Origin of the sequence: Nocardiopsis flavescens, from assembly GCF_900141985.1 — a bacterium.
GTDB lineage: Bacteria > Actinomycetota > Actinomycetes > Streptosporangiales > Streptosporangiaceae > Nocardiopsis > Nocardiopsis flavescens.
The window spans coordinates 13,386-35,622 of sequence record NZ_FQZK01000030.1; the positions used below are offsets into that span (position 1 = coordinate 13,386).

Annotated in this window: 23 protein-coding genes and 1 pseudogene; 9 read left to right on the forward strand and 15 right to left on the reverse strand. The window is 72.6% G+C overall.

Going from position 1 to position 22,237, the window contains the following annotated elements:
* Positions 1-60 precede the first annotated feature (60 nt).
* Positions 61-1,290 (forward strand): hypothetical protein, encoded by a 1,230-nt coding sequence (locus BUE45_RS28110; RefSeq protein ID WP_073383927.1) that lies wholly within the window; start codon positions 61-63, stop codon positions 1,288-1,290.
* A 386-nt stretch (positions 1,291-1,676) separates the two neighbouring features.
* A complete protein-coding gene (locus BUE45_RS28115; protein WP_245833505.1) occupies positions 1,677-2,900 on the forward strand; it encodes a hypothetical protein in 1,224 nt (407 codons plus the stop codon).
* Positions 2,901-3,246: 346 nt separating this feature from the next.
* On the opposite strand, the gene bldC is transcribed toward BUE45_RS28115, so the two are convergent.
* Together bldC and BUE45_RS28125 are read right to left on the reverse strand one after the other, a co-directional pair.
* Positions 3,247-3,450, reverse strand: a complete 204-nt coding sequence (gene bldC / locus BUE45_RS28120) for a developmental transcriptional regulator BldC (RefSeq protein ID WP_013155387.1) — start codon at positions 3,448-3,450, stop codon at positions 3,247-3,249.
* A gap of 700 nt (positions 3,451-4,150) precedes the next feature.
* Positions 4,151-4,984 (reverse strand): DUF8083 family protein, encoded by an 834-nt coding sequence (locus tag BUE45_RS28125; RefSeq protein WP_073383973.1) that lies wholly within the window; start codon positions 4,982-4,984, stop codon positions 4,151-4,153.
* Between the two features lie 301 nt (positions 4,985-5,285).
* Here BUE45_RS28125 and BUE45_RS28130 point away from each other — a divergent pair, with 301 nt between their 5' ends.
* Positions 5,286-5,507 carry a DUF3073 domain-containing protein gene (locus tag BUE45_RS28130; protein ID WP_073383930.1) on the forward strand — a complete coding sequence of 74 codons (222 nt, stop codon included), beginning with the start codon at positions 5,286-5,288 and terminating at the stop codon, positions 5,505-5,507.
* 150 nt (positions 5,508-5,657) lie between these two features.
* On the opposite strand, the gene purM is transcribed toward BUE45_RS28130, so the two are convergent.
* From purM to BUE45_RS28145, 3 genes are all read right to left on the reverse strand, one after another.
* The gene (purM, locus tag BUE45_RS28135; protein WP_073383932.1) at positions 5,658-6,719 is read right to left on the reverse strand and encodes a phosphoribosylformylglycinamidine cyclo-ligase; all 1,062 of its coding nucleotides are present in this window, start codon (positions 6,717-6,719) and stop codon (positions 5,658-5,660) included.
* Positions 6,720-6,833: 114 nt separating this feature from the next.
* A complete protein-coding gene (gene purF, locus BUE45_RS28140) occupies positions 6,834-8,330 on the reverse strand; it encodes an amidophosphoribosyltransferase (protein ID WP_073383933.1) in 1,497 nt (498 codons plus the stop codon).
* A 2-nt stretch (positions 8,331-8,332) separates the two neighbouring features.
* On the reverse strand, positions 8,333-8,809 hold the full coding sequence (locus BUE45_RS28145) for a sterol carrier family protein (RefSeq protein ID WP_073383935.1): 477 nt from the start codon (positions 8,807-8,809) through the stop codon (positions 8,333-8,335).
* Positions 8,810-9,731: 922 nt separating this feature from the next.
* Between BUE45_RS28145 and BUE45_RS28150 the strand changes: the two genes are divergently transcribed.
* Both BUE45_RS28150 and BUE45_RS28155 read left to right on the forward strand, forming a co-directional pair.
* The gene (locus BUE45_RS28150) at positions 9,732-10,349 is read left to right on the forward strand and encodes a DUF47 domain-containing protein (protein ID WP_073383936.1); all 618 of its coding nucleotides are present in this window, start codon (positions 9,732-9,734) and stop codon (positions 10,347-10,349) included.
* A gap of 150 nt (positions 10,350-10,499) precedes the next feature.
* Positions 10,500-10,961 carry a PaaI family thioesterase gene (locus tag BUE45_RS28155; RefSeq protein ID WP_073383938.1) on the forward strand — a complete coding sequence of 154 codons (462 nt, stop codon included), beginning with the start codon at positions 10,500-10,502 and terminating at the stop codon, positions 10,959-10,961.
* Here the strand turns inward: BUE45_RS28155 and BUE45_RS28160 are convergent.
* Positions 10,948-11,913 carry a nucleoside hydrolase gene (locus BUE45_RS28160; protein WP_073383939.1) on the reverse strand — a complete coding sequence of 322 codons (966 nt, stop codon included), beginning with the start codon at positions 11,911-11,913 and terminating at the stop codon, positions 10,948-10,950. The genes BUE45_RS28155 and BUE45_RS28160 overlap by 14 nt on opposite strands.
* A gap of 448 nt (positions 11,914-12,361) precedes the next feature.
* Here BUE45_RS28160 and BUE45_RS28165 point away from each other — a divergent pair, with 448 nt between their 5' ends.
* Positions 12,362-12,700 (forward strand): SH3 domain-containing protein, encoded by a 339-nt coding sequence (locus tag BUE45_RS28165; protein WP_073383941.1) that lies wholly within the window; start codon positions 12,362-12,364, stop codon positions 12,698-12,700.
* Between the two features lie 189 nt (positions 12,701-12,889).
* Here the strand turns inward: BUE45_RS28165 and BUE45_RS32115 are convergent.
* The 9 genes and pseudogenes from BUE45_RS32115 to BUE45_RS28205 form a co-directional block, all read right to left on the reverse strand.
* Positions 12,890-13,003 (reverse strand): annotated as a pseudogene (locus BUE45_RS32115) (phosphate ABC transporter ATP-binding protein); the annotation flags it as partial.
* Positions 13,004-13,029: 26 nt separating this feature from the next.
* Positions 13,030-13,338 (reverse strand): helix-turn-helix domain-containing protein, encoded by a 309-nt coding sequence (locus BUE45_RS28170; RefSeq protein ID WP_073383942.1) that lies wholly within the window; start codon positions 13,336-13,338, stop codon positions 13,030-13,032.
* Positions 13,335-13,655 (reverse strand): type II toxin-antitoxin system RelE/ParE family toxin, encoded by a 321-nt coding sequence (locus BUE45_RS28175; protein ID WP_245833507.1) that lies wholly within the window; start codon positions 13,653-13,655, stop codon positions 13,335-13,337. Before BUE45_RS28175 ends, BUE45_RS28170 begins: the two co-directional genes overlap by 4 nt.
* 148 nt (positions 13,656-13,803) lie before the next feature.
* Positions 13,804-14,583 (reverse strand): phosphate ABC transporter ATP-binding protein PstB, encoded by a 780-nt coding sequence (gene pstB / locus BUE45_RS28180; protein ID WP_073383943.1) that lies wholly within the window; start codon positions 14,581-14,583, stop codon positions 13,804-13,806.
* Between the two features lie 32 nt (positions 14,584-14,615).
* Positions 14,616-15,701, reverse strand: a complete 1,086-nt coding sequence (gene pstA / locus BUE45_RS28185; RefSeq protein ID WP_073383944.1) for a phosphate ABC transporter permease PstA — start codon at positions 15,699-15,701, stop codon at positions 14,616-14,618.
* Complete coding sequence (pstC, locus tag BUE45_RS28190; RefSeq protein ID WP_073383945.1) at positions 15,701-16,663, reverse strand: phosphate ABC transporter permease subunit PstC; 963 nt, start codon at positions 16,661-16,663, stop codon at positions 15,701-15,703. The genes pstA and pstC overlap by 1 nt, the downstream gene beginning before the upstream one ends.
* Before the next feature lie 351 nt (positions 16,664-17,014).
* Positions 17,015-18,001, reverse strand: coding sequence for a mycothiol synthase (mshD, locus tag BUE45_RS28195; protein ID WP_073383946.1), 987 nt, complete (start codon positions 17,999-18,001; stop codon positions 17,015-17,017).
* A 227-nt stretch (positions 18,002-18,228) separates the two neighbouring features.
* Positions 18,229-19,221 (reverse strand): hypothetical protein, encoded by a 993-nt coding sequence (locus BUE45_RS32740; RefSeq protein WP_073383947.1) that lies wholly within the window; start codon positions 19,219-19,221, stop codon positions 18,229-18,231.
* A gap of 354 nt (positions 19,222-19,575) precedes the next feature.
* Positions 19,576-20,370: a winged helix-turn-helix transcriptional regulator gene (locus BUE45_RS28205; protein ID WP_073383948.1), complete on the reverse strand. Its 795-nt coding sequence runs from the start codon at positions 20,368-20,370 to the stop codon at positions 19,576-19,578.
* A gap of 109 nt (positions 20,371-20,479) precedes the next feature.
* Here BUE45_RS28205 and BUE45_RS28210 point away from each other — a divergent pair, with 109 nt between their 5' ends.
* The 3 genes from BUE45_RS28210 (at position 20,480) to BUE45_RS28220 (ending at position 22,075) form a co-directional block, all read left to right on the forward strand.
* A complete protein-coding gene (locus BUE45_RS28210; RefSeq protein WP_073383949.1) occupies positions 20,480-20,737 on the forward strand; it encodes a MoaD/ThiS family protein in 258 nt (85 codons plus the stop codon).
* Positions 20,738-20,771: 34 nt separating this feature from the next.
* Positions 20,772-21,038: a glutaredoxin family protein gene (locus BUE45_RS28215; protein WP_073383950.1), complete on the forward strand. Its 267-nt coding sequence runs from the start codon at positions 20,772-20,774 to the stop codon at positions 21,036-21,038.
* 341 nt (positions 21,039-21,379) lie between these two features.
* A complete protein-coding gene (locus BUE45_RS28220; RefSeq protein WP_073383951.1) occupies positions 21,380-22,075 on the forward strand; it encodes a redox-sensing transcriptional repressor Rex in 696 nt (231 codons plus the stop codon).
* Positions 22,076-22,237 lie beyond the last annotated feature (162 nt).

Here is a 22,237-nt window from a genome sequence, read left to right on the forward strand (position 1 = left end):
GCATTGCATTGAACCGGGCCGACCTGTCCCATGCGGGTCGGAATCCCCTAGAGGATTGATGTGAAGAGCACCAAGATCGCCGCCCGCCGTGTCATTCAGGCCGGCGCCACCTTCGCTGCTTTCGGCGCGCTGACCGTGGCGGCGGCCCTCCCCGCGGCCGCGGACCCCGTCTCCGGCTGGGCCTACGCCTCCTCCAACGGCGGCGCCGGCTTCATCGAGACGCAGGACGGCAGCGTCAGCGACGCCTTCTCCGTCGACTACGGCTGGGTCTCCTGGTCCGGCAACTCGACCGCGTCCGTGACCGGCAGCGGGGTCCTGGCCACGGTGGAGGTCCCCTCCGTCCGCGTCCAGATCACCGTGGCGGACGCCGAGAACGGCCTCCCCACCGAGGACGAGGATGAGGAGGAGACCGAGGACGGCGCGGAGGCGTCCGAGGAGCCGACCGACACCGACGACGACCAGGCCCCCGGTGACGGGGAGGGCGACACCGGCGGGGACGACACCTCCGGCGGCGGGGACGACGGCTCCTCCGAGGGCGGCCAGGACGGCGGGGGCGAGAGCGGTGGCGACACCGACGAGCCCGCCCCGACCGCGCCCCCGGCCGACGGGGACGACACGACCCCCTCGCCCAGCCCGGAGCCCAGCCCCTCCGCCGAGGAAGCCGACGCGGACGCCGCCGAGGCCGACACCACCGTCGTCGTGCTCGACGAGACCAACAGCGAGCCGGTGTCCGAGTCCGACGAGATCCTCGTCGAGGCCACCATCTCCGGCATCTCCGTCAGCACCTTCAAGAGCTGGGACGGCTCGGTCCGGCACAGCGTCGACCCCGGCAGCGTCAGCGGCGTGACCGTCCCCGAGGACGTGGACTTCACCATCACCCCCGACATCTACGAGTGGGAGCAGCCCACCGAGGTCGACGGGTACACGTGGGAGGACGCCTACTCGGTCCTCGACTACGACTTCAAGGTCGACGGCGAGCTGGTCCAGTTCGTCACCATCGCCGAGACCGGTGTCGGCACCCTGACCGTCGACGGCGGCGGGAACCCCGGCGGGGGCGACGGCGACGGCGAGGAGAAGCCGCGTCCGGAGAAGCCCGTGGAGAAGCCCGAGGCCGACGACAAGAAGCCGGTCGCCCAGCCCGCCGAGGCCCTGGCCACGACCGGCAGCCCGATCGGCGGCCTGATCGCCGCCGGTGCCGCGATCGCCGCCGGTGGTGGCGCTGCCGCCTACCTGGCCCGTCGCAAGAAGAACGCCGTCGTCGAGGCTCCCGCCGAGGAGAACGACAACTAGGCACCGGCCACCGCACCACCGGCCCCGCCGGTGACACGGTGACCAGCACGGCCCCGGGGCACCTCCCCGGGGCCGTTCGCGTTCTCGGACACCGGAACTCCCCGGGGCCGGCGGCCGTTGACCGGGCATCCGGACCATCACAGTGAGCGATCACGCGTAGGAGGGCGGTTTCCGTTTCGTGATCGAGCGGTTAGGCTCGGCCGTGCGGGCGCGCTCCGTGCGCCCCGCCCCGCACGGCCCCTTCCCCCGGGGCGGGAAGGCCGTCGTCCCCGCCGCCCCGCATGCCGCGCCGCCGCGCGCGGCGCTCCCCGTGGACCCCGCTCCGAGCCCGGTCACGGGACCGGCCGCACGGCCGGACATCCCCCAGTAGCTACAGGAGTGCCGTGGTGACCCCCGCCAGAAAGACAGCACACCGCCTGCTCGGCGCCGCCGCCGCGGCCGTGCTCGCGGCCTCGCTCGGCCTCACCGCGTCCCCGGCCGGGGCCGCGGTCGCCGCCGTCGACCCGCTCGTGTGGGGGAACGCCCAGGCCTGGGCCGCCAACGGCGACGCCGTCTCCGGCTACTCCACCGCCGTCAGCTTCGGCGGCGACAGCGAGGAGCGCGGCGACACCGGCGAGGTGTACGGGCCGCTCGCCCCCTACATCAGCATCCGGGGCTCCAGCCGCACCGCCGTCGACGACAAGGGCGCCGCCGCCACCGCCGGCGTGGAGTCGGCCGTCCTGCGCCTGACCGTCGTGGACCTGGTCACCCTCGGCATGATCGACGTGCCCTCCGGCGTCGACCTCGCCCCCTCCTCCCCGGACGACGTCCCCTCTGGCGACGGGGAGGACCCGCTCGGCCCCTACTGGGACGCGCCGACCCCGGAGGGCGGGGAGGAGCCGGAGCCCCGGCAGCCCCCCGCCGACGGGGACCACCCGTTCCGGGACGGGGAGTCGGAGAGCCCCGCCCCGGAGAGCCCGTCGCCGAGCGGCAGCCCCACGGACGACGTGATCGCCCTCGACGACGCCGACACCCGCCGGGTCTCGGCCGACAATACCCTGGAGATCTCGGTTGCCGACGTGGTCACCACCGCCTCGGCGGGGTTCTCCGGGAGCACGGACACCGGTTTCGAGCACGGTGCCCTGAGCGCTTTCGGGGTACCCGTGGGCGAACTGCGGTCCGGGCGGGCCCACGTGGTCGAGGACGTCCTGGAGATCATGGACGAGGAGGGGGAGACGGTCCAGGAGGTCCCGGTGGCCGTCCACTTCGCGCGCGTCCAGGAGACCTTCGACGACCAGGACCCGGACTGGAGGGGCGAGGGCTCCCGCTCCCGGCTGTCCGTGACGGTGAGCGTGGGGGCGGCCGGGGACGGCAACGGCTTCAGCATCGACTTCGCCGACGCCTGGGCGCTGGGCTCCACCTACGAGGCGGGTTCCTCCCCGTCGCCCCAGGACCGCGCGAGCGCCTCCCCGCAGGCGCAGGAGCAGCGCCCCCGCAACAACCTGGCGATGACCGGCAGCTCCCTGGCGGCGCTGATCACCGCCGCGCTGGTGGCCGTCGGCGGCGGATCCGCCGCCACGTTCCTGGCCCGCAAGCGCACCAGCGCCATGGACGACCGCCTCGGCGACTGACGCACCGGGCGGACGCCGGGTCCTGCCCGTCCCGCAGGCCGCCCGCGCCGCCTCCGCGCGGTCGCGGGCACCGGTCCCGCCGGCGGTCGGCTACGGGTGCGGCCGGGAGCCCCGCCGGGGTCGCCCCGGCCGGGCCGGCGGCGTCCGCGCGGTGCTCCGCCTCGGCGGGCCCGACCCCGGTCCCGGGCGCGCCGACGGGCCGCCGCCCCGGCAACACGCCGCCCCCCGAACACAAGGGGGCGGGCCTTCTCGGTGAAGGCCCGCCCTCGGGTCTTGTCAGCCTGTGTCGGCGGCCGGAGCCACTCCGGCCGGTTCCCCCCGGAAACAGCGGCTCAGACCGGGGAGATCACTCCGTACGCTGGCTGGGGATACCGGCCAGCAGGGCACGGACCTCCGTCTCACGGTAGCGACGGTGTCCGCCCAGGGTGCGGATCGAGGTCAGCTTGCCCGCCTTGGCCCAGCGCGTCACGGTCTTGGGGTCCACGCGGAACATGGTGGCAACCTCGGCGGGGGTCAACAGGGGCTCCGCCTCGGGCGTGCGAGTTGACATGTGTACGGCCTCTCCTCCTGGATCTGTGTGCCGATCCTTGAGCCTGTGATCCTGGCGCTTCGCCCGGATGACCAATATGGGTTCATACTGGCATCACCCGAGGTGATGGTGCAGCCACTTTCAGCAACTTTGCTCAGGGGAGGCCCCGGAAGCCGTTCGTGGCTGCGTCACGCTAAGTGATTCTAGCGACACGTTTAGTGGCATGTGGCGTATTCGGTCAAAACTTCGTTCTCGGGCCTCGTTTTTCTCGATCCGGAGGACACGAAGTGCTACGGAGGTCTGACCGAAACCCCGGTGTCGGGCTCTCGGCCGCTGGATCGTGCCCCTGGCCGGCCCGCCGGGGGAGGGCGGGAGCGCCGGGGGGCGGGATCCCCCTCCGCGGTCCGCCCCGGGGCGGACCGATCGCACGGGATCGCCCGCGCGACAGGGGTTCTCCGATGGTCGTCGGTGCTTTCGGTGATCGGGCGACTACAGTCTACGTCGATCACTAACGGGCGTTATGCCCAGTTTCTCCATGCTTGATGTCGTGCGCGGGCGACGTCCGGGCTCGCACCGTTGTCACGTGCGCAAACGACTCCGGTGGGCGGAAAGAAACCTGGTGTACCAGGTTGGCGGACGGCGCGTCGCGGACGTGCGGGTGCCGGAATTTCACGACGGACCACGGGGTGGTGTCGACGAAAACCTGGGCATCTCATCACCGTCAGTTGGCGTGCTCCAGGGCGCGCAGCGACCTCCAGCGGCGCAGCAGCCGGTCCCGCAGCTCCACCACCCGCTCCGCGTCGCCCGCCGCCAGCGCCTCCACCGCCCCGGCCACCTCCGCCACCGACCGCTCCCCGGCCAGCCGCGCGTCGTCGAACAGGTGCACCAGCCCGCCGTAGTCCAGCTCCAGCAGCGAGCCCGGGTGGGCCACCGACCGCAGCCAGTCCACCAGCCGCTCCGTGGCCGCCGACACGGCGTGCCTGCCGATGTGCTCGGTCATCACCGCCCCGGTGCGCTCCAAACGCTCCAGGCCGGTCGCGGTCCGCGTCAGGTACACCAGGGCCCGGGTCGGCCCCGCCGACGCCACCAGGCGGCGCTCCCCGTCGGAGAAGGGCACGAACCACGGCACCGGCACCGCCCAGTTGCTCGACAGGATCCCCGGCCGCAGGTGCGCCCCCGACGCCCGCCACTCGCGGTACCCCTCCTCCACCCGCTCCGCCTCCCGCTCCGGCACGAAGGCCTCGCTCAGCGAGGGAGGCGTCCGCTCCGCGAACTCCGTGAAGGCCCGCCACGACCGCAGCCGGGTCTCCCAGGGGCACACGTACAGCAGCCCCTCCACCCGGCGCAGGTACGCGTTGCGGCTCTCCTCCCGCGGCGCCGCCAGCGGCGGGGTCACCAGCAGCCGGCCCAGCACCTCGGCCTGCTCTGCGGCCAGGGCGTGCGCCCGGCGCGGCCGGTGGGGCGAGCGCGCGTACTCCTCCCACCTCCTCCGCTCGTCGGGCGCGAACGATGCGAGCGGCTGGTAGACGCGGAGATAGGCGGTGTAGGGCAGCACGGAACGCATCGTGGCACACATCCCGGCGTGTGGCACTCGCCACGCCCGAAGCCCGTATCCGCCGCTGGGGAAGGGTTTCCGGGGGCCGTACCGGTGGTGGCCGGGGCGGTTGCGGACCCCTTCACCACACCCGTCACACCCGGGTGGCGTAGGCACGGCGGGGCCCGACCAGGTACGGTTGTACGTGTACGTAAGCTGACGCCTGTCGTCAGTCGCGTTTGACGGCCGTCAGCCCGTTAGTGCGGGTTAGTTAAGTGATCCGGGGTTCCGTCGGAACCCCATCGTTGAGGGGGTCGAGCCAATGGGGCGCGGCCGAGCCAAGGCCAAGCAGCAGAAGGTCGCCCGGAAGCTCAAGTACAGCACCGGTGGGACCGACCTTGATCGGCTGCGGTCGGAGCTGGGTGTCGCTGAGGATGAGGAACCGACCGGACCGGGTCCGGACGATTCCTACGCGGATTCTCACGATGACCTGATCGACCGCTACGCGGATCTCGCCGAGAAGTACACGGAGTCCGACAAGTAGGCAGTACGTCGGACGGGGCTTCCAGGTCGCTCGGACAACACGACAGACCTGCGGACACCACCGGTCCCTGCGGGGACCGGGCCGGACAGGTGGATATAGCCGGTGCGAACCACTGCGGTGGTTCGCACCGGCTATGTTCGCGTCCACCGCTCACGCGCCGGGGTGGTCGCCGTTCAGGTGGGCCGTGCCGGTGCCGGGCGTGACCGTGCCCAGCCTCCAGGCCGGGACGCCGCGCTCGGAGAGCACCTCCAGGGCGCGCTCCGCGTCCTGCGCCGCCACGACCGCCACCATGCCCACGCTCATGTTGAACGTGGCCTCCATGTCCTCCCGCGACACCCCGCCCTTCTCCGCCAGCAGGCCGAACACGGGGGCGGGCGTCCAGGTGGAGCGGTCCAGCACCGCGTCCAGGTGGCCGGGCAGCGACCGCGACAGGTTGGCCGCCAGGCCGCCGCCGGTGATGTGCGAGTACGCGTGCACCTCCACAGCCCCGGTCAGCGCCACGCAGTCCTTGGCGTAGATCCGGGTCGGGGTGAGCAGGACCTCGCCCAGCTCGGCGCCCAGCTCCGGCGGGTGCGCCTTGAGGTCCAGGCCGGCGGTGTCCACGATGCGGCGGATCAGCGAGTAGCCGTTGGAGTGGGGTCCCGAGGACGCCATCGCGATCACGGCGTCGCCCTCGCGGACCCGGTCCGGGCCCAGGATCGCGTCGCCCTCGACCACGCCGGTCCCGGCGCCGGCCAGGTCGTACTCCTCGGGGCCCATCGCCCCGGGGTGCTCGGCGGTCTCCCCGCCGATGAGGGAGCACCCGGCCTGGTGGCAGCCCTCGGCGATACCGCCGACGATCTCGGCGATCCGCTCCGGGACCACCGAGCCGCAGGCGATGTAGTCGGTCATGAACAGCGGCTCGGCCCCGCTGACCACCAGGTCGTCGACGACCATGCCCACCAGGTCGATGCCGATGGTGTCGTGGCGGTCCAGCTTCTGGGCGAGCAGCACCTTGGTGCCCACGCCGTCGGTGGACGTGGCCAGCACCGGGTCCTTGTACCTGCCGGTGTCCAGGCGGAACAGGCCCGCGAAACCGCTGGCGTCGGTGACCTGCTCGGGGCGCCGCGTCCGCGCGACATGGCGCTTCATCAGGTCGACGGCGCGCTCCCCGGCGGCGATGTCGACGCCCGCGGCGGCGTACGCCCCCGTCGCCTTGCTGTCGGCTGCCACGCGAGTTCTCCTCGTGCTGTGATGGTTGGTGCTCGTTGGTGCCGGTACGGCCCGCCGCGCCCCGGGGTCCGGGGCACGGCGGATCCGCGCACGGCGGGACCGCCGTGCGGACGGCTACTTGGGGCTGCTGGCCAGGGTGGATCCCTCGGGGGTCCCGCAGGACTTCTCCAGCAGGTACTTGCCGCGGGCCGCCGGGTCCACCTCGATCGGGTAGACGCCGTCGAAGCAGGCCCGGCACAGGTCGTTCTTGGGCACCGTGGTGGCGGCGATCAGCTCGTCCAGGTCGACGTAGGCGAGGCTGTCGGCGTTCACCGACGCGGCGATCTCGTCCACCGAGAGGTTCGCGGCGATGAGCTCGGCCCGGGTGGCGAAGTCGATGCCGTAGTAGCAGGGCCACAGCACGGGCGGGCTGGAGATGCGCACGTGCACCTCCGCGGCGCCCGCGTCGCGCAGCATCCGCACCAGCGCGCGCTGGGTGTTGCCGCGCACGATCGAGTCGTCCACCACCACCAGGCGGCGGCCCTCGATGACCTCGCGCAGCGGGTTGAGCTTGAGCCGGATGCCGAGCTGGCGCAGGGTCTGGCTGGGCTGGATGAAGGTCCGGCCCACGTAGGAGTTCTTGACCAGGCCCTGGGCGAACGGGATGCCGCTGGCCTCGGCGTAGCCGACCGCGGCGGGCGTGCCGGACTCGGGCACCGGGATGACCAGGTCGGCCTCCACCGGGTGCTGCCTGGCCAGGCGGCGCCCCACCTCCACACGGGTGGAGTTGACGTTGCGCCCGGCGATGGTGGTGTCCGGGCGGGCCAGGTAGACGTACTCGAACAGGCAGCCCTTGTTCCGGGCGGGCGCGAACCGGCGGGACCGGACGCCGCGCTCGTCGATGGTGAGCAGCTCGCCGGGCTCGATCTCGCGGACCACCTCGGCGCCCACGATGTCCAGCGCGGCGGTCTCGCTGGCGACCACCCAGCCGCCCGCGCCGGAGGTCTCGCCCAGGCGGCCCAGCACGAACGGCCGGATGCCCTGCGGGTCGCGGGCCGCGTACAGGGTCTCCTCGTCCATGAACACCAGTGAGAAGGCGCCCTGGACCTGCGGGAGCAGCTCCATCGCGGCCTCTTCGACGGTGCTGCCGTCGCGGGCCCGGGAGGCCAGCAGGTTGGTGAGGACCTCGGTGTCCGTGGTCGCGCCGCTCCGGGAGTCCGGCAGCATCGCGGCCAGTTCCGGGGTGTTGATGAGGTTGCCGTTGTGGCCGAGGGCCAGGCCCCCCTCGCGCGCCGTGTAGAAGGTCGGCTGCGCGTTCTCCCAGACCGGCGAGCCGGTGGTGGAGTAGCGGCAGTGGCCGATGGCGAGGTGCCCGCGCAGGGAGTCCAGGGTCGCCTCGTTGAAGACCTGGGAGACCAGCCCCATGTCCTTGTAGACGAGGATCCGCTCCCCGTCGCTCAGGGCGATGCCCGCGGACTCCTGTCCGCGGTGCTGTAGAGCGTAGAGGCCGAAATAGGTGAGCTTGCTGACTTCTTCGCCGGGAGCCCAGACCCCGAATACACCGCAGGCGTCCTGCGGGCCGCGTTCGAGCGGGTCGAGGTCCATGGAGAGCCGGCCGTCGGAGTACGACACGCTCACAGCTTAGTGCCTGGGGATGCGGGCGGTACCACCCGGGGCCACAGGGGCAGGTGTCCGGACAGGTCGGAACGGGTCCCGCTGGCCTGTACCGCCCCCTGCTCCACCGCCCGTCCCCAGGGGGTTTCGCCCACCGCCAGGCGCAGCCAGGTGTCCGGGGAGGCCTCCACCACACCGGGCGGGGTGCCCCGGGTGTGACGTGGGCCCTCGATCGCCTGTACGGCTCCGAACGGCGGCACGCGGACCTCCAGGGAGTTGCCGGGGGCCCGGTCGGCGAGCAGCGCCAGGGAGGCCCGCACGGCGAGCTTGACCAGCGGCCGGGCGGCCCCGGGGTCGGAGTCCGCGCGCGCCAGCGCGGTGCGCGCCAGGGCGGCCACGGCCCCGTCGGCGCCCGCGTCCGCGGGGATGTCGGCGCCCGCGTCGGCCAGGGCGCTCAGGACCCGGCGCACCAGCGCGGGGGTGAGAGTGGACGGCATGCCCGAAGCCTAGGCGCACCGGGCGCGGGGGCCGGTCACGGGCGGTGCCCGCCCCGCCCGGTCCGCGTGGGGAGGGTCGTCGGCGGCGGTGCGGACCGCGGGATCCGCGCCGGTCCGCCCGCGGGGGTGGCCGCCGCGCCCGGGTCCGCCGTCTCGTGGACGGCGGGCGGCCGCGGTGTCCGTGCATCCCGTCCGCGAGGGGGCGTCGGCGCACCGCCCGGGAGAGGAGTCTCCGCCCGCCCGGGAGGTCCCGCCCGCGCGGTCGCGGGCGCGCCGGCCGCCGGGCCGCCGGTGCGCGCGGGGCGGGGCCCGGGTCGTTGCCCCCTGCGTGCTTTGTGGGAGATTGTCATGAGTTCGTGTGTTCCGACCAGGGGTGGCCGTCTGTGGCGCCCCGGGTGCGCACGCGGGTCCCGGGGGGTACGGGGGTCCTTCGTCACCCCGCAGGTCCGCCGGGGGCGGCATCCGGAGCCCCGCGGCACCCCCGGTGCGGCGGATCCTCCGCTGCTCAGGGCCTGCCGGGACGGGCCCGGGGGCCGGGGCCGCCCACCCGGGGTCCGTCAACGTCCAGATGAACGGGCGGGATACTTGCCATTGCCGCCGAATGGCCTGAAAGTGGACATCGAAGAGTCGGGGGGTCCGCGTCCACCGGTCTCCTACCGATCGGGTGATTCGTGTCTCAGCGCACCGCTGGTCAGCGGGCGCCGAACACGGTAGCGTCCCGAACCGTCCCGGTGTCGTTGAGATTGGGAGGAATGCGATGGGCCCCTTCCCCCAGGGAGTTCCACGCACCGGGGCCGCCGGGTGAACGAGGGATGACCGCGCACGCGACCGACGCGACGGACCCTCGCGTCACGACGAGCCGCTCGGCGGACCCGCTTAACATCCACCAAGGAACACCCACCGCACCATCGGGAGAGACGACGTGCGCCTGCGTTTGCGCCCGCGTGATGACAGTTACTACGAGATGTTCACCGACTCGGCGAACAACCTGGTCATCGCGGCACGCCTGCTGGTGGAGCTGATGAGTGACGGCGCCGACCGCGAGGCCATCACCGAGAAGATGCGTGCCTGCGAGCACGCCGGAGACGACGCCACCCACGCGATTATGCGCCGCCTCAACAAGAGTTCGGCGCCTCCCATGCACCGGGAGGACATCTACCGTCTGGCCTCCAACCTCGACGACGTCATGGACTCGATGGAGGCGGCGGTCGACCTCATCGGCCTCTACGGGCTGGACCGGCTCCCCAAGGGCATCATCGACCAGATCGAGGTCCTGGAGCGCGCCGCCGAGCTGACCGCCGAGGCCATGCCGCGCCTGCGCACCATGCAGGACCTCACCCGGTACTGGATCGAGATCAACCAGCTGGAGAACCAGGCCGACCGGATCTACCGCAAGCTCCTGGCCAAGCTGTTCAGCGGCGAGTACGACGCGCTGACGGTGCTCAAGCTCAAGGACGTCATCGAGGAGCTGGAGACGGCCGCCGACGCGTTCGAGCACGTGGCCAACACGGTCGAGAGCATCGTCGTCAAGAACCGCTGACCCGGAACCCGCCCGCGCCCGCCCCGGACCCCGGCGGGCCCGCACGGCCCCTCCGCGCCCCCGCGGGGGCGGATGTGGGAACCTGCACGGGGGACCCGGCGGGGGCGTGTCCGCGCCCGGGACCGGAGAGCGCGGTGGAAGGCGGGTGCCATGTCGTCCGAGAGTCCCGGGGCCGGCCCCGGTGCCGTTCCGCCCTCCGGGGCCGACGCGCTCGCCCTGGCCGCCTCGGTCCTGGACGCGCAGCCCTTCAGCAGGCTGCTCGGCGCGCGGATCACCCGCTTCGACCCGGGCGGCGCCGTCCTGGAGCTGGACGTGCGCGACGACCTGCTCCAGCAGAACGGCTTCCTGCACGGCGGGGTGCTCTCCTACGCCGCCGACAACGCGCTCACCTTCGCCGGCGGCGCGGTCCTGGGCCCGTCGGTCCTGACCGGCGGTTACGGCATCGAGTACCTGCGCCCGGCCCGCGGGGTGCGCCTCAGCGCCCGCGCGCACGTGGTGGAGCACACCCGGCGCCGCGCCCTGTGCCGCTGCGACCTGGTGATGGCCGACGCCGCGGGCGGCGAGACGACCGTCGCCGCCGCCCAGGGCGTCATCGCGTTCACAGGCCCGTGATCTCGCGCTCCGGCGCGGTCTCCCCGGCCAGCACGCCCCGGACGAGCGCGTAGAACGCCTCGGCGTCGATCTCCTCGACCACCCGGGCGTTGGGCTCCAGGCCGTGCACGCCCCACGACATCGCCGAGTAGCCCCGGGTCAGCTCCCCGGCGGTCTCCACGTCCACGTGGTAGCGGGAGGCCCTGAGCACCAGCTCCGGGTGGAGCAGCACGGCCGCGGTCAGCGAGTCGGGGTGCGTGGTGCCGTCGATGCCCACCCTGCGGTCGAATTCCAGCGTCGCCGCGCAGATGCGGGTGAAGAACCGCGAGAGCGGCGTGTCCAGTGCGGCGATCTCGTCCAGGCGCTCCTGCCCGAACACGGCCTGGCGCAGCGTCAGCGGGTCCCACGGCACCACGGTGATGTCGAACCCGGCGGCGAACACCGCCTTGGCGGCCTCGGGGTCCACGTAGAAGTTGAACTCCGCGGCGGCGGTGATGTTGCCGCGGCCGTTGTTGGAGCCGCCCATGATGAACAGCGACTTCACGTTCGCCGCGAACCCGGGGTCCTTGACCACGGCGGCGGCGATGTTGGTGAGCGGGCCGATCGCCACGACCGACAGCTCGCCCGGGCTCTCGGCGGCCATCCGCACCAGGGCGTCCACCGCGTGCTCGGCCTCCGGAGCCAGGCCGCCCTGGTCCATGGCCAGCCCCCCGGAGCCGTCCCCGTGGACGTCCTCGGCGCTCACCCACGGCCGCACCAGCGGCCGGCGGCAGCCCAGGTACACGGGAACGCCCGCCCCGGTCCCGGACACGTTGAGCGTCATGAAGGCGTTGCGGACCTGCTGGTCGAAGCCCACGTTGCCGGCGACCATCGTGATCGCCCGCAGGTCGGCCGCCGGGTCCAGCAGGCCGACCAGCAGGGCGACGCAGTCGTCCTGCGCGGTATCGGTGTCGATCACCAGCGGTACGGCCATGCGGTTCCCCCGAGCAGACGACGGGAGCCCGCGGCGGGCCCCCTCCCGCTCCCATTCAACCCGGTCCGCCCGGGCGCCCGGCCTGCGCCCGCGCACACGCGCGGGGCCCGCGGGACCGGGCGCGGACCCCGGCGGGCGCCGGGGCGCGGACCGGTCACCGGAGCCCCGTGTTCCCCGTGGGCCCCGGAGGGAATCGTCGACACCATTCCGGTACGGGGTCTCCTGAAGGGGCGACAGGGAAAGCCGTGAAAAGGGGTGATCCGCTACCCGGGCCGTAATATCCGGCTTTCTCCGAAAGGAGAGCGGGCGGGTGGCCTGATGCGGCCGAAACCGTGCGCGCAAGGTAATTCGCCGTTACGCTGACCGTGGATTCCGGCGGTGCCCCCGCTCGCGGATCCCGCCCTCGGCCGAGGTCCGCCCATCCGTTACCGCATGATGGAGGAAATCCGTGAAGACCACGAAATCCCGTCGTCTCGCCCGCGGCCTGGCGGCCGCGGCCCTCGCCGCCGGCACCGTCCTCGCCGGGCTGTCCGCCCCCGCCCAGGCGGCGCCCGTCCCGGGGGAGGCCTCGGCCGCCGCGGTCTGGTGCCGGTACAAGGTCAGCGCCAGTGGCGGCCTCAACGTCCGCAGCGGCCCCGGGACCGGCTACTCCGTCGTGGGCTCGCTGGCCAACGGCGCGATCGTGAACGCGACCCAGGCCACCACCAACGGCTTCCGTCAGCTGGGCACCACCCGGTGGGCCTCCTCGGCCTACCTCGTCAAGCAGCCGGGCGCCTGCTTCACCTGATCCCGCCCGGGGCGGTCCCGGCCCCGCGTCCCCCGGCGGGGCGTCGGAGGAAAGGGCCGGGGCCCTCCTGGAACGGCGTTTCCCCGCGGCGCGGAATCCCATCCGGCCCCCTTTCGGGAATCCGCCGCCCCGCCCCGCGCGAAGGGGGTCCGCGGTGCGGACCCCCTTCGCGGAGCGGACGTGGCGGGTTTATCCGAAACGGCCGGTGATGTAGTTCTCGGTGTCCTTCTTCTCGGGGCGGGTGAAGATCTTGTTCGTCTCGCCCATCTCGACCGGCTTCCCCGGCTTGCCGGGCGCCCGCGGGCTGAAGGGAAGGGCCCGTGACGTCCTCAGGCCGCGGCGGTGGGGTGCTCCAGACGGACGCTGAGGACCAGGCCCAGTGCCTCCGCCAGCTTTTCCAGGGTCGGCAGCGTCGGCTGGGTGCCGCCGTGCTCGAACCGGGCGATGCTGGGCTGCGGCATGCCCGCCCGGCGCCCGAGCTCGGCCTGGGACCACCCGAGTTCCTCGCGGCGGAGCCGTACCGCCTCGCCCAGTGTGAAACGCAACCGCGCCAACTCGTAGGACTCGCGGACCGCGGGGCGGTCGAAGCGCTCCGACTCCCTCAGCTCCGACAGGGTCGTTCTCGGAGTCTCCCTCACTGCTCCTCCTCGTTCTCCGCCGTGTGTCCTGCCGCCGCACACGCGTCCATGGCGCGCTTGGCCCTGCGCACCTCGGCGGTCTCCCGCGCGGAGGTCTTGTGGAACACGGTCAACATGATGATGCGCCGCTCACCTGTCATGAAGTACGTCAGCCGTACACGACGGCCGCCGCAGTAGAACCGCAGTTCCCTGAGCCTGCCGTCGAGTTGGCTCGTGTAGGGGAAGCCGAGTGCGACACCCCTCTCCTCCAGGAGGTCCAGATGGAACAGGGCCTGGCCCCATTCCTCGTCGGGGAGGCCTCCCAGCCACTTCTCCACTTCGGGTTCAAGCTCTACCGTACCCCAGGTCATATCAACGATGCTATGACCCGGGCCGGTGGGGCGGGGGCGTTTCCGGGAACCGGGCCGGGGGAACGCGAAGGGGGTCCGCGGTGCGGACCCCCTTCGCGGAGCGGACGTGGCGGGTTTATCCGAAACGGCCGGTGATGTAGTTCTCGGTGTCCTTCTTCTCGGGGCGGGTGAAGATCTTGTTCGTCTCGCCCATCTCGACCAGCTTCCCCGGCTTGCCGGGCGCCGACAGGTTGAAGAACGCCGTGCGGTCCGACACCCGGGCCGCCTGCTGCATGTTGTGGGTGACGATGACGATCGTGTAGTCCTCCTTCAGCTTGTGAATGAGGTCCTCGATCGCCAGCGTCGAGATCGGGTCCAGGGCCGAGCAGGGCTCGTCCATGAGCAGCACCGACGGCTTGACGGCGGTGGCGCGCGCGATGCACAGGCGCTGCTGCTGGCCGCCGGACAGGCCCGAGCCGGGCTTGTTCAGCCGGTCCTTGACCTCTTCCCACAGGTTGGCGCCGCGCAGCGAGTCCTCGACCAGTTCGTCGGCGGCGGCCTTGCTCATCCGCTTGTTGTTGAGGCGCGCGCCCGCGAGCACGTTGTCGTAGATCGACATCGTCGGGAACGGGTTGGCCTTCTGGAACACCATCCCGACCTCGCTGCGGACCAGCACCGGGTCCACGTCGGGCGCGTAGATGTCCATGTCGTCCAGGAGCACCTTGCCCTCGGCGCGGGCGCCGGGGGTGACCTCGTGCATCCGGTTGAGGGTGCGCAGGAAGGTGGACTTCCCGCAGCCGGAGGACCCGATGAACGCCGTCACCGAACGCGGCTCGATGGTCATTGACACGTCCTCGACGGCGAGGAAGTCGCCGTAGTAGACGTGGAGTCCGGAGACGTCGATTCGTTTCGCCACTGGATGTTCCTCGTGATTGCCGGGTTGGCGGGCTAGCGGGACTTCGGCGCGAACAGGCGGCCGATCATGCGGGCCAGGAAGAAGAGCAGCATCACCACGAGGATGAGCGTCAGCGCGGCCGCCCAGGCCCTCTCGTAGTTGACCGCGCCGCCCATGCGCACCTGCGAGTAGATGAACACGGGGAGGCTCATCATCTGCCCGTCGAACAGGTTCCAGTTGATCGACACCGCGGACGACCCGGCCGTGAGGATCAGCGGCGCCGTCTCACCGATAACGCGCGCGATGGCCAGCATGATTCCGGTGGTCAGCCCCGCGGCCGACGTGGGGAGGACCACCTTGGTGATCGTCCGCCACTTGGGCACGCCCAGCGCGTAGGACGCCTCGCGCAGGTCCTGCGGGACCAGGCGCAGCATCTCCTCGCTGGAGCGGACCACGACCGGGATCATCAGCACCGCGAGGGAGAGCGCGCCGGCGGCGCCGTTGGTGTTGCCGGGGCCGAAGAGGATGATCCACAGGGCGACCACGAACAGTCCGGCGACGATCGACGGGATGCCCGTCATGACGTCGACGAAGAACATGATGGTGCGCTTCATCCGGCCGCGCGCGTACTCCACGAGGTACACGGCGGTCATCACGCCGACCGGCACGGAGATCAGCGTGGCCATGCCGGTGATCGCCAGGGTCCCGACGATCGCGTGGTAGGCGCCGCCCGCGTCCATGCTCGGCAGGACGCCGTTCATGGACACCGACAGGAAGTACCCGTCGAACCGGGCGAGGCCGTTGCCCAGCACCGTCCACAGCACCGACACGAGCGGCAGCATCGCCAGCGCGAAGCAGATGTAGACGAGCGAGGTGACCAGGCGGTCCACGGCCTTGCGCCCGCTCTCGACGCGCGCGGAGGCCGCCACCACGATCACGGTGTAGGAGAGCGCGGTGAGCACGGCCCACAGGACGAACCCGAACGAGGAGAAGGCCAGCAGGACCCCCGCGACCACGGCGGCCGAGGAGGCCAGCAGGGCGGCGGGGAAGTAGCGGGGCAGCGAGCCGCTGCGCAGGTCGCGGCGGGGCGCTCCGGCACCCGGACCGGGGCCGGCGGGCTGGGCGGTCGTCAGGCTCATCAGGACTCCTTGTTGCCGCGCGCGACGATGTAGCGGGCGCCCATGTTGACGACCAGGGTGATCGCGAACAGCACGAGGCCGGCCGCGATCAGCGCGGACACGCCGTAGCCGGTGGCCTCGGGGTACTGGAGCGCGATGTGGCCGGCGATGGTCTGGTTGCCGCTCTGCAGCAGGTTCCAGGAGACGGCCAGCGAGGGCGACAGGATCATGGCGACGGCCATGGTCTCGCCCAGGGCGCGGCCCATGCCGAGCATGGCGCCGCCGACGATGCCGGACCTGCCGAAGGGGAGGACGGCCAGGCGGATCATCTCCCAGCGGGTGGCCCCCATGGCGAGCGCGGCCTCCCGGTGCCCCTGCGGCACCTGGTGGAACACGTCGCGGGACATGGCGGTGATGATCGGCAGGATCATCACGGCGAGCACGATGCCCGCGGTGAGGATGGTGCGGGCCGAGGTGGAGGCGGGCCCGGCGAAGAGCGGGATCCAGCCGAGGTTGCGGGCCATGCCCTCGTAGACGGGGACCAGCTGGGGGGCGAGGAACCCGATGCCCCACAGGCCGTAGACCACGCTGGGGATCGCGGCGAGCAGGTCCACCAGGTAGCCGAGCAGCGAGGCGAGCCGGCGCGGTGCGTAGTAGACGATGAACAGCGCGATGCCGATGGCGACCGGGGTGGCCAGCAGCAGGGCGATCGCGGCGGCCAGGACGGTGCCGAACGCCAGGGCCCCGACACCGAAGGCGGGGTTCTCGCGGACGTTGGCGTCCCAGGACCGGTCGGTGATGAAGTTCGCGGTGTTCGCGCTCAGCGACGGCCAGGCCTGAACGATCAGGAAGGCGGCGACGCCCGCGAGGATCACGAGGATCAGGATCCCCGAGCCCTGGGCGAGCCCGGCGAATACGACATCGCCGATCCGGCGCCTGCCCCTGGGCGGTGGTGCCACCGTGGGCGCGTCCGTCGTCGTCATGTATCGGCTCCGGTTCGGAAGGGTTCAGTGCTGCCCACCAGCCCCCTGCGGGTGGGTTCCGGACCCTGTCGGGTTCGGTTTTCCTCCCGGGGAGGTCCCCCCGCGGGAGGTCGTCGCGACCATCGAACACGGAAAGGCCACGATGCGCCGAATGCGAAGGTAGGCCCACTAGGTGACCAGTTGTCCCAGGGAAGGTGAACGGAAGATGAACGAGGTGTCGCACTCCCGTGGCGGCCAAGGGTTCGACCGGTGAATGTGATCAGCGGCACGCGTCGGCGGCCGGACCGCCGGGGCGTCCCCCGGCCCGGCCGGGCGGGGCGCCCGGTCCGGTGACCGGCGCGCGGCGCGCCCTCACGCTCGGGCGGCGGGCCCCTCGGGCGGCGCGTACATCACGTCGGTGTCCCAGATCTCGAAGCCCAGCGACGTGTACAGCCGCACCGCGGCCTCGTTGTCCCCGTCGACGTACAGGTGGACCCAGGGCAGCCCCGCGTCGCGCAGGTGCAGCAGCCCCTTGAGGGTGAGCGCCCGGCCCAGGCCGGTGCCCTGCCAGTCCGGGTCCACCCCCACCGCGTACACCTCGCCCGCGGGCCCGCCGTCGGTCAGCCCGGCGCCGTCGGCGTGCACCTTGGTCCAGTGGAACGCGGTGACCCGGCCGTCCTTGGCGGTGGCCAGGAAGAACCCGTGCGGGTCGAACCAGTCCTCGATCTCCCGCTGGAGCAGGTCGTCCAGGGTGAGCCTGCCCTGCTCGGGGTGGTGGGAGAAGGCGCGGGCGTTGGCGTCGAGCCACGCCCGCTCGTCCTGCCCGACGACGAACGCGCGCACCTGCACGCGGTCGGCCACCTCGGGCCGCAGCACCGGCTCGTGCAGGACCGGGGCGGTCCGCGGGCCGCCCCGCTCGTCCGCGGCGAGGTCGCGCAGCGGCATCCGCATCTTGTGCAGTTCGCGCACGGACCGCCACCCGTCCTGCTCGGCCACCGCCACCGCACCGGGGGTGCGGCCGTGCGCCCACACGCGCACCCCGTGGGGCCCCGCGTCCCGGTGGACCGAGTGCAGCAGGGCGGTGCCGTGCCCGCGCCCGCGGTGCCCGGGGTGGACGACGACCTCTCCGGCGTCGGGCTCGTCCGCGCCGCGCTCGACGAAGGCGAAGCCCACGACGCGGCCCTCCTCGGAGAGCACGTGGAAGCGGGCGCTGCCGGACGGGGCGCCGTGGCGGACGCGCAGCAGGGTGTGTTCGGACAGGGGGGCGGTGCCGTCCGCTCTGCGGGCGGCCTCGGCGAGCGTCAGCACCTGGTCGGCCGGTCCGGCCGCCAGGTCGTCGGTGACCAGCGGGGTGCTCATGGACCGAAAGCCTACGACGACGGGCACGTAAAGATTCCGTTGGCCCGGCCCACCGGCCGACCGCCTGTGCTCCGTGCCTGGTCGGAGGGGGTTTCGTGCCCGATCCGCCAGGGCGGTCGGCGTGTCCGCGACCCGCGGCGCCCCCGGACCGGAACGCCGTCCGCACAGGGGCGCGCCCCGGTCCCGCGGGTGCGGGGGCCGGGGCGCGTGTGTCGCCGGTGCGGCCGTCAGCCCCTGCGGCGCCGTCCCTGGTAGCCGCCCGCGCCGGGGCGGACCCGGCGGGTGGGGGCCAGCGGGGCGGCCAGCAGCAGGGTGAGGAGGAAGGCCGCCAGCAGGACCGCGGGGGCCATGTTCGGCCCCATGTCGGTGTGCTCGGCGGCGATCTCGGTCTCGGCCGCGTCGTCGGTCCCGGTCGGGGTGGCCAGCGGCAGGGTCGCCAGGTCCTCGCCGGGCAGCACGTCGGGCAGGGCCGCCTCGTCCCGCGGCAGCGTGGGGATGTCGGCGCCGCTGGTGGGCACGTCGCCCACGCCGCCGCGCGGGCGGTTGGGGGTGGAGGGCCGGGAGGTGTTGTTGTTCGGGGGCCGGGTGGAGGGCCTGTCGCTCGTCCGGTCGTCGGTGGGGGTGGCCGACGGGGTGGGGCGCTCGGTCGGCGTCGGGGTCGGGGTCGGGGCGGGCGTCTCGCTCGGCGGCCCCGTGGGGGAGGGGGTCGGGGTGGGCGAGGGGGAGGGGCCGGGACGGGTGACGGTGACCGCCCACACCCCGGAGGAGAGGGAGTGCACGTCGCCCGGGGGCGTGGTGCATCCGTTGTCGGGGTCGGCGGCGGCGAAGGTCAGCGTGGCGATCACGTCGGTCGAGCGCCGCGGGGAGCCGGTCACCGTCACGGTGTCCGAGTCGCCGGGGGCGAGCGGGCCGCCGTCGAGGCCGTGGGCCGTGAAGCCCTCGGTGACCTCCAGACCGATCACGCAGATGTCGAGGGTGCCGGTGTTGGCGAGGGTGAGCGTGTTGGGCGGTGCCTGGCCGCCCAGCGTGACGCTGTCCGCGTCGCGCGCGAAGGCGACCTCGGCGACCGGGGTCGCGGGCGGGCTCGGATCACCGGGATCCGTCGGCTCGGCGCTGGCGGGGGGGACCACCGCGACCAGCGTCGATCCGATGAACGCGGCACCGAGGGCGATGCCGAGACGTCGGAGGGTGAGCGGGGTGCTCGCGGCGTGGGTGGACATCGGGGCGGGTTCACTCCTCACGGGGCGCGCCATGCAGCGGTCCGCACCCGGTCGGGGCGCCATGCCGCGCCTGGCCCGGCCCCGTGGGGTGCCCCACAGATCTTAGGGCGTCCCCGCCCTCAAAACGAGGCCCCACACCACACCGTTCTTGTCCTGTAACGGTGAGTTCCTCCGCTTTCGGGAGTCCGCGGGGGAGGAGGTGTGATGTCCGGTCCCGTCAATATAAGTCGCTCTTGCAGGGTTTTTCGATGGAATGCGGAGACCCCGGCCCCTGTCCCGCCGGAAGCGGACGCCTTCCCCGCGCGGGCGCCGGGCCGCGGGTGCGGCCCGGCACGAGCGCTCGGTGCCGGCCGGTCAGCTGGCGGTGGCCTCGGTGCGCGCGGCGGGCAGGGCCTCGCCGCCCCCGCCGGCCTCGCCGGGCTGCGCCTGGCCCGCCCCGGCGGACTGCTGACCCTTGTTGACGGGGTCGGGCACGAACCGGTAGCCGACGTTGCGCACGGTCCCGATCAGCGACTCGTACTCCGACCCCAGCTTGGCCCGCAGCCGCCGGACGTGCACGTCGATGGTGCGGGTGCCGCCGAAGTAGTCGTAGCCCCACACCTCCTGGAGGAGCTGAGCCCGGGTGAAGACCCGGCCCGGGTGCTGGGCCAGGAACTTGAGCAGCTCGAACTCCTTGAAGGTGAGGTCGAGGATGCGCCCGCGCAGCCGGGCGATGTAGGTGGCCTCGTCGATCACCAGGTCGCCCCGGCGGATCTCGTCGGGGTCGTCGGTGCCCGCGTCGGCGCCGCCGACGGCCAGCCGGAGCCGGGCCTCCACCTCGGCCGGTCCGGCGGCGGTGAGGATGAAGTCGCTCACCTGCCAGTCCGGGGTGAGCGCGGCGACGCCGCCCTCGGTGAGGATCACCAGCAGCGGGCAGTCCAGGCCCGTGGTGTCCAGCAGGCGGCAGAAGTTCCGGGCGGCGGCCAGGTCGGTACGGGCGTCGACCAGAATGGCGTCGACCGGGGCGTTGGAGCCGGACCCGGCGCCGGACGCCAGGAGTGCGCCGGCTTCGGCGGGCGCCACCCGCACAGAGTGCAGGAGGAGACCGAGGGCGGGCAGCACGTGATCGGACGGTTCGTTGGAGTTCGTCAACAGAAGCAGATGGCTCATGCGTCTCTTCCCGTCACCCCGCGCTATGCGGGCGATCGAAGGCGCCATTGCCCCCGGTGAAGATTTGTTTAATACGTCGCCTCCGAGCAACACCAAGGATAATCAACAGATGGCGAAGTGCACTATCAGGTACTGGGCCGCGGCCAAGGAAGCGGCGGGAATCGCCGAGGAGCAGGTCGATGCCGCGACTCTCGGTGAGGCGCTCGACTCGGCGCGCCGACTCCACCCCGACGACCGCTTCCTGCGCGTTCTCGGGGTTTCCTCGTTCCTGGTCGACGGGGCCCCGGTCGGCCGCAGGGCCCATGGTGACGTCTCGGTCACGGATGCGACTGTGATCGAGGTCCTACCGCCCTTCGCGGGCGGATGAGGAGTTCGAAAAGCCTGTGGAATCCGGAGGAAACATGACGGAAATGCCTGCCTGGGCGGGCCGCGCGCGCGTGGTGATGCTCGGGCGGCCGGGGTGCCACCTGTGCGAGGACGCCTGGAAGGTGATCGGCGCGGTGGCCGGCGAGGCCGGCGCGACCCGGGCCGAGGTGACCCTCGACGAGGTCGCCGAGGCCGACCGGGAGGAGTACTGGGACAAGATCCCGGTCACTTTCGTCGACGGCGCCCGGCACGATTTCTGGCGGGTGGACGAAGGGCGGCTCCGCGCCGCGCTGAACTCCTGAATCCGGGGCGGAAAGCGTTCCGCGGAGAATGCCCGGCCGCCGTGCCGACGCGTTCGGATTCCCTTTTTCCGTCCGCGGAACGGCCGGCGCGGAGCAGCGATAACACCACGTCCCACCGGGCGCGTTCCGCGTGCGGGGCGGCCGGGCCGCACGCGGGTCGCCGGCCCCCGGGGGCGTCGGCGCGGGGTGACCGCTGGGAACTTATGGGGCGCGCCTCACAACCCACCCCACTTTGTGCGTGCTTTCACAAGCGCGTAGCCTGGAGCCACCCGCCGACCCTCCGGGGGTCCGCCCCGGCCGCCGCCCCGCGTTCGTACGACCGCCCTCAGGAGCACTCGCACGTGACCAGTCGTCCGCCCAGGCCCCGGGAGAGGGGAATCCCGGAGGCCACCGTCGCCCGGCTCCCCGTCTACCTGCGCACGCTTCAGGCGCTCCAGGACCGCGGCACCCTCACCGTGTCATCGGAGGCCCTCGCCTCGGCCGCCGGCGTCAACTCGGCCAAACTCCGCAAGGACCTCTCCCACCTGGGGTCCTACGGGACGCGGGGGGTCGGCTACGAGGTCGAGTACCTCGTCTACCAGATCTCGCGTGAACTTGGTCTCACCCAGGACTGGGCCGTGGCCATCGTCGGGATCGGCAACCTGGGCCGCGCCCTGGCCAACTACGGGGGGTTCGGGACCCGCGGGTTCCGCATCGCGGCCCTGCTCGACGCCGACACCGCGATGGTGGGCAGGCGCGTCGCTTCACTGGACGTCGGGCATATTGACACCCTGGAGGCCGTTGTGCGCGACAAGGGCGTCTCCATAGGGGTGATCACCACACCGGCCGCCGCCGCGCAGGCGGTCGCCACCCGCTTCGTGGAGGCGGGGGTGGCCAGCATCCTCAACTTCGCCCCGGTCGTGCTCAATGTGCCGGACGGAGTCGATGTGCGTAAGGTCGACTTGTCCATCGAACTCCAGATCCTCGCGTTCCACGCGCAGCGCCGCAACGGCGACGGGGGCCGCGGCGCGGAACCGGCGGGACTGGAACTGACATGAACACACCGCGGGACCGCCGGGTCCCGCGGACACGGGCCGCGAGGCCTGCATGGGCGGCGGCGGTGAGCGAGCGTGCGCCGCGCTTGACGGGGGGTCGCGCGCAGACGGCGCGGACCCTGCCGGAGCATGGAGAGACGCCGATGTAGTGCCTGCATAGGAGAA

Coding starts and splice junctions, on each gene's coding strand:
- bldC (WP_013155387.1), bottom strand. CDS start 3,450: ATGTCAACTCGCACGCCCGAGGCGGAGCCCCTGTTGACCCCCGCCGAG.
- BUE45_RS28130 (WP_073383930.1), top strand. CDS start 5,286: ATGGGGCGCGGCCGAGCCAAGGCCAAGCAGCAGAAGGTCGCCCGGAAG.
- BUE45_RS28145 (WP_073383935.1), bottom strand. CDS start 8,809: ATGCCGTCCACTCTCACCCCCGCGCTGGTGCGCCGGGTCCTGAGCGCC.
- BUE45_RS28155 (WP_073383938.1), top strand. CDS start 10,500: ATGTCGTCCGAGAGTCCCGGGGCCGGCCCCGGTGCCGTTCCGCCCTCC.
- BUE45_RS28160 (WP_073383939.1), bottom strand. CDS start 11,913: ATGGCCGTACCGCTGGTGATCGACACCGATACCGCGCAGGACGACTGC.
- pstA (WP_073383944.1), bottom strand. CDS start 15,701: ATGAGCCTGACGACCGCCCAGCCCGCCGGCCCCGGTCCGGGTGCCGGA.
- pstC (WP_073383945.1), bottom strand. CDS start 16,663: ATGACGACGACGGACGCGCCCACGGTGGCACCACCGCCCAGGGGCAGG.
- mshD (WP_073383946.1), bottom strand. CDS start 18,001: ATGAGCACCCCGCTGGTCACCGACGACCTGGCGGCCGGACCGGCCGAC.
- BUE45_RS32740 (WP_073383947.1), bottom strand. CDS start 19,221: ATGTCCACCCACGCCGCGAGCACCCCGCTCACCCTCCGACGTCTCGGC.
- BUE45_RS28205 (WP_073383948.1), bottom strand. CDS start 20,370: ATGAGCCATCTGCTTCTGTTGACGAACTCCAACGAACCGTCCGATCAC.
- BUE45_RS28210 (WP_073383949.1), top strand. CDS start 20,480: ATGGCGAAGTGCACTATCAGGTACTGGGCCGCGGCCAAGGAAGCGGCG.
- BUE45_RS28215 (WP_073383950.1), top strand. CDS start 20,772: ATGACGGAAATGCCTGCCTGGGCGGGCCGCGCGCGCGTGGTGATGCTC.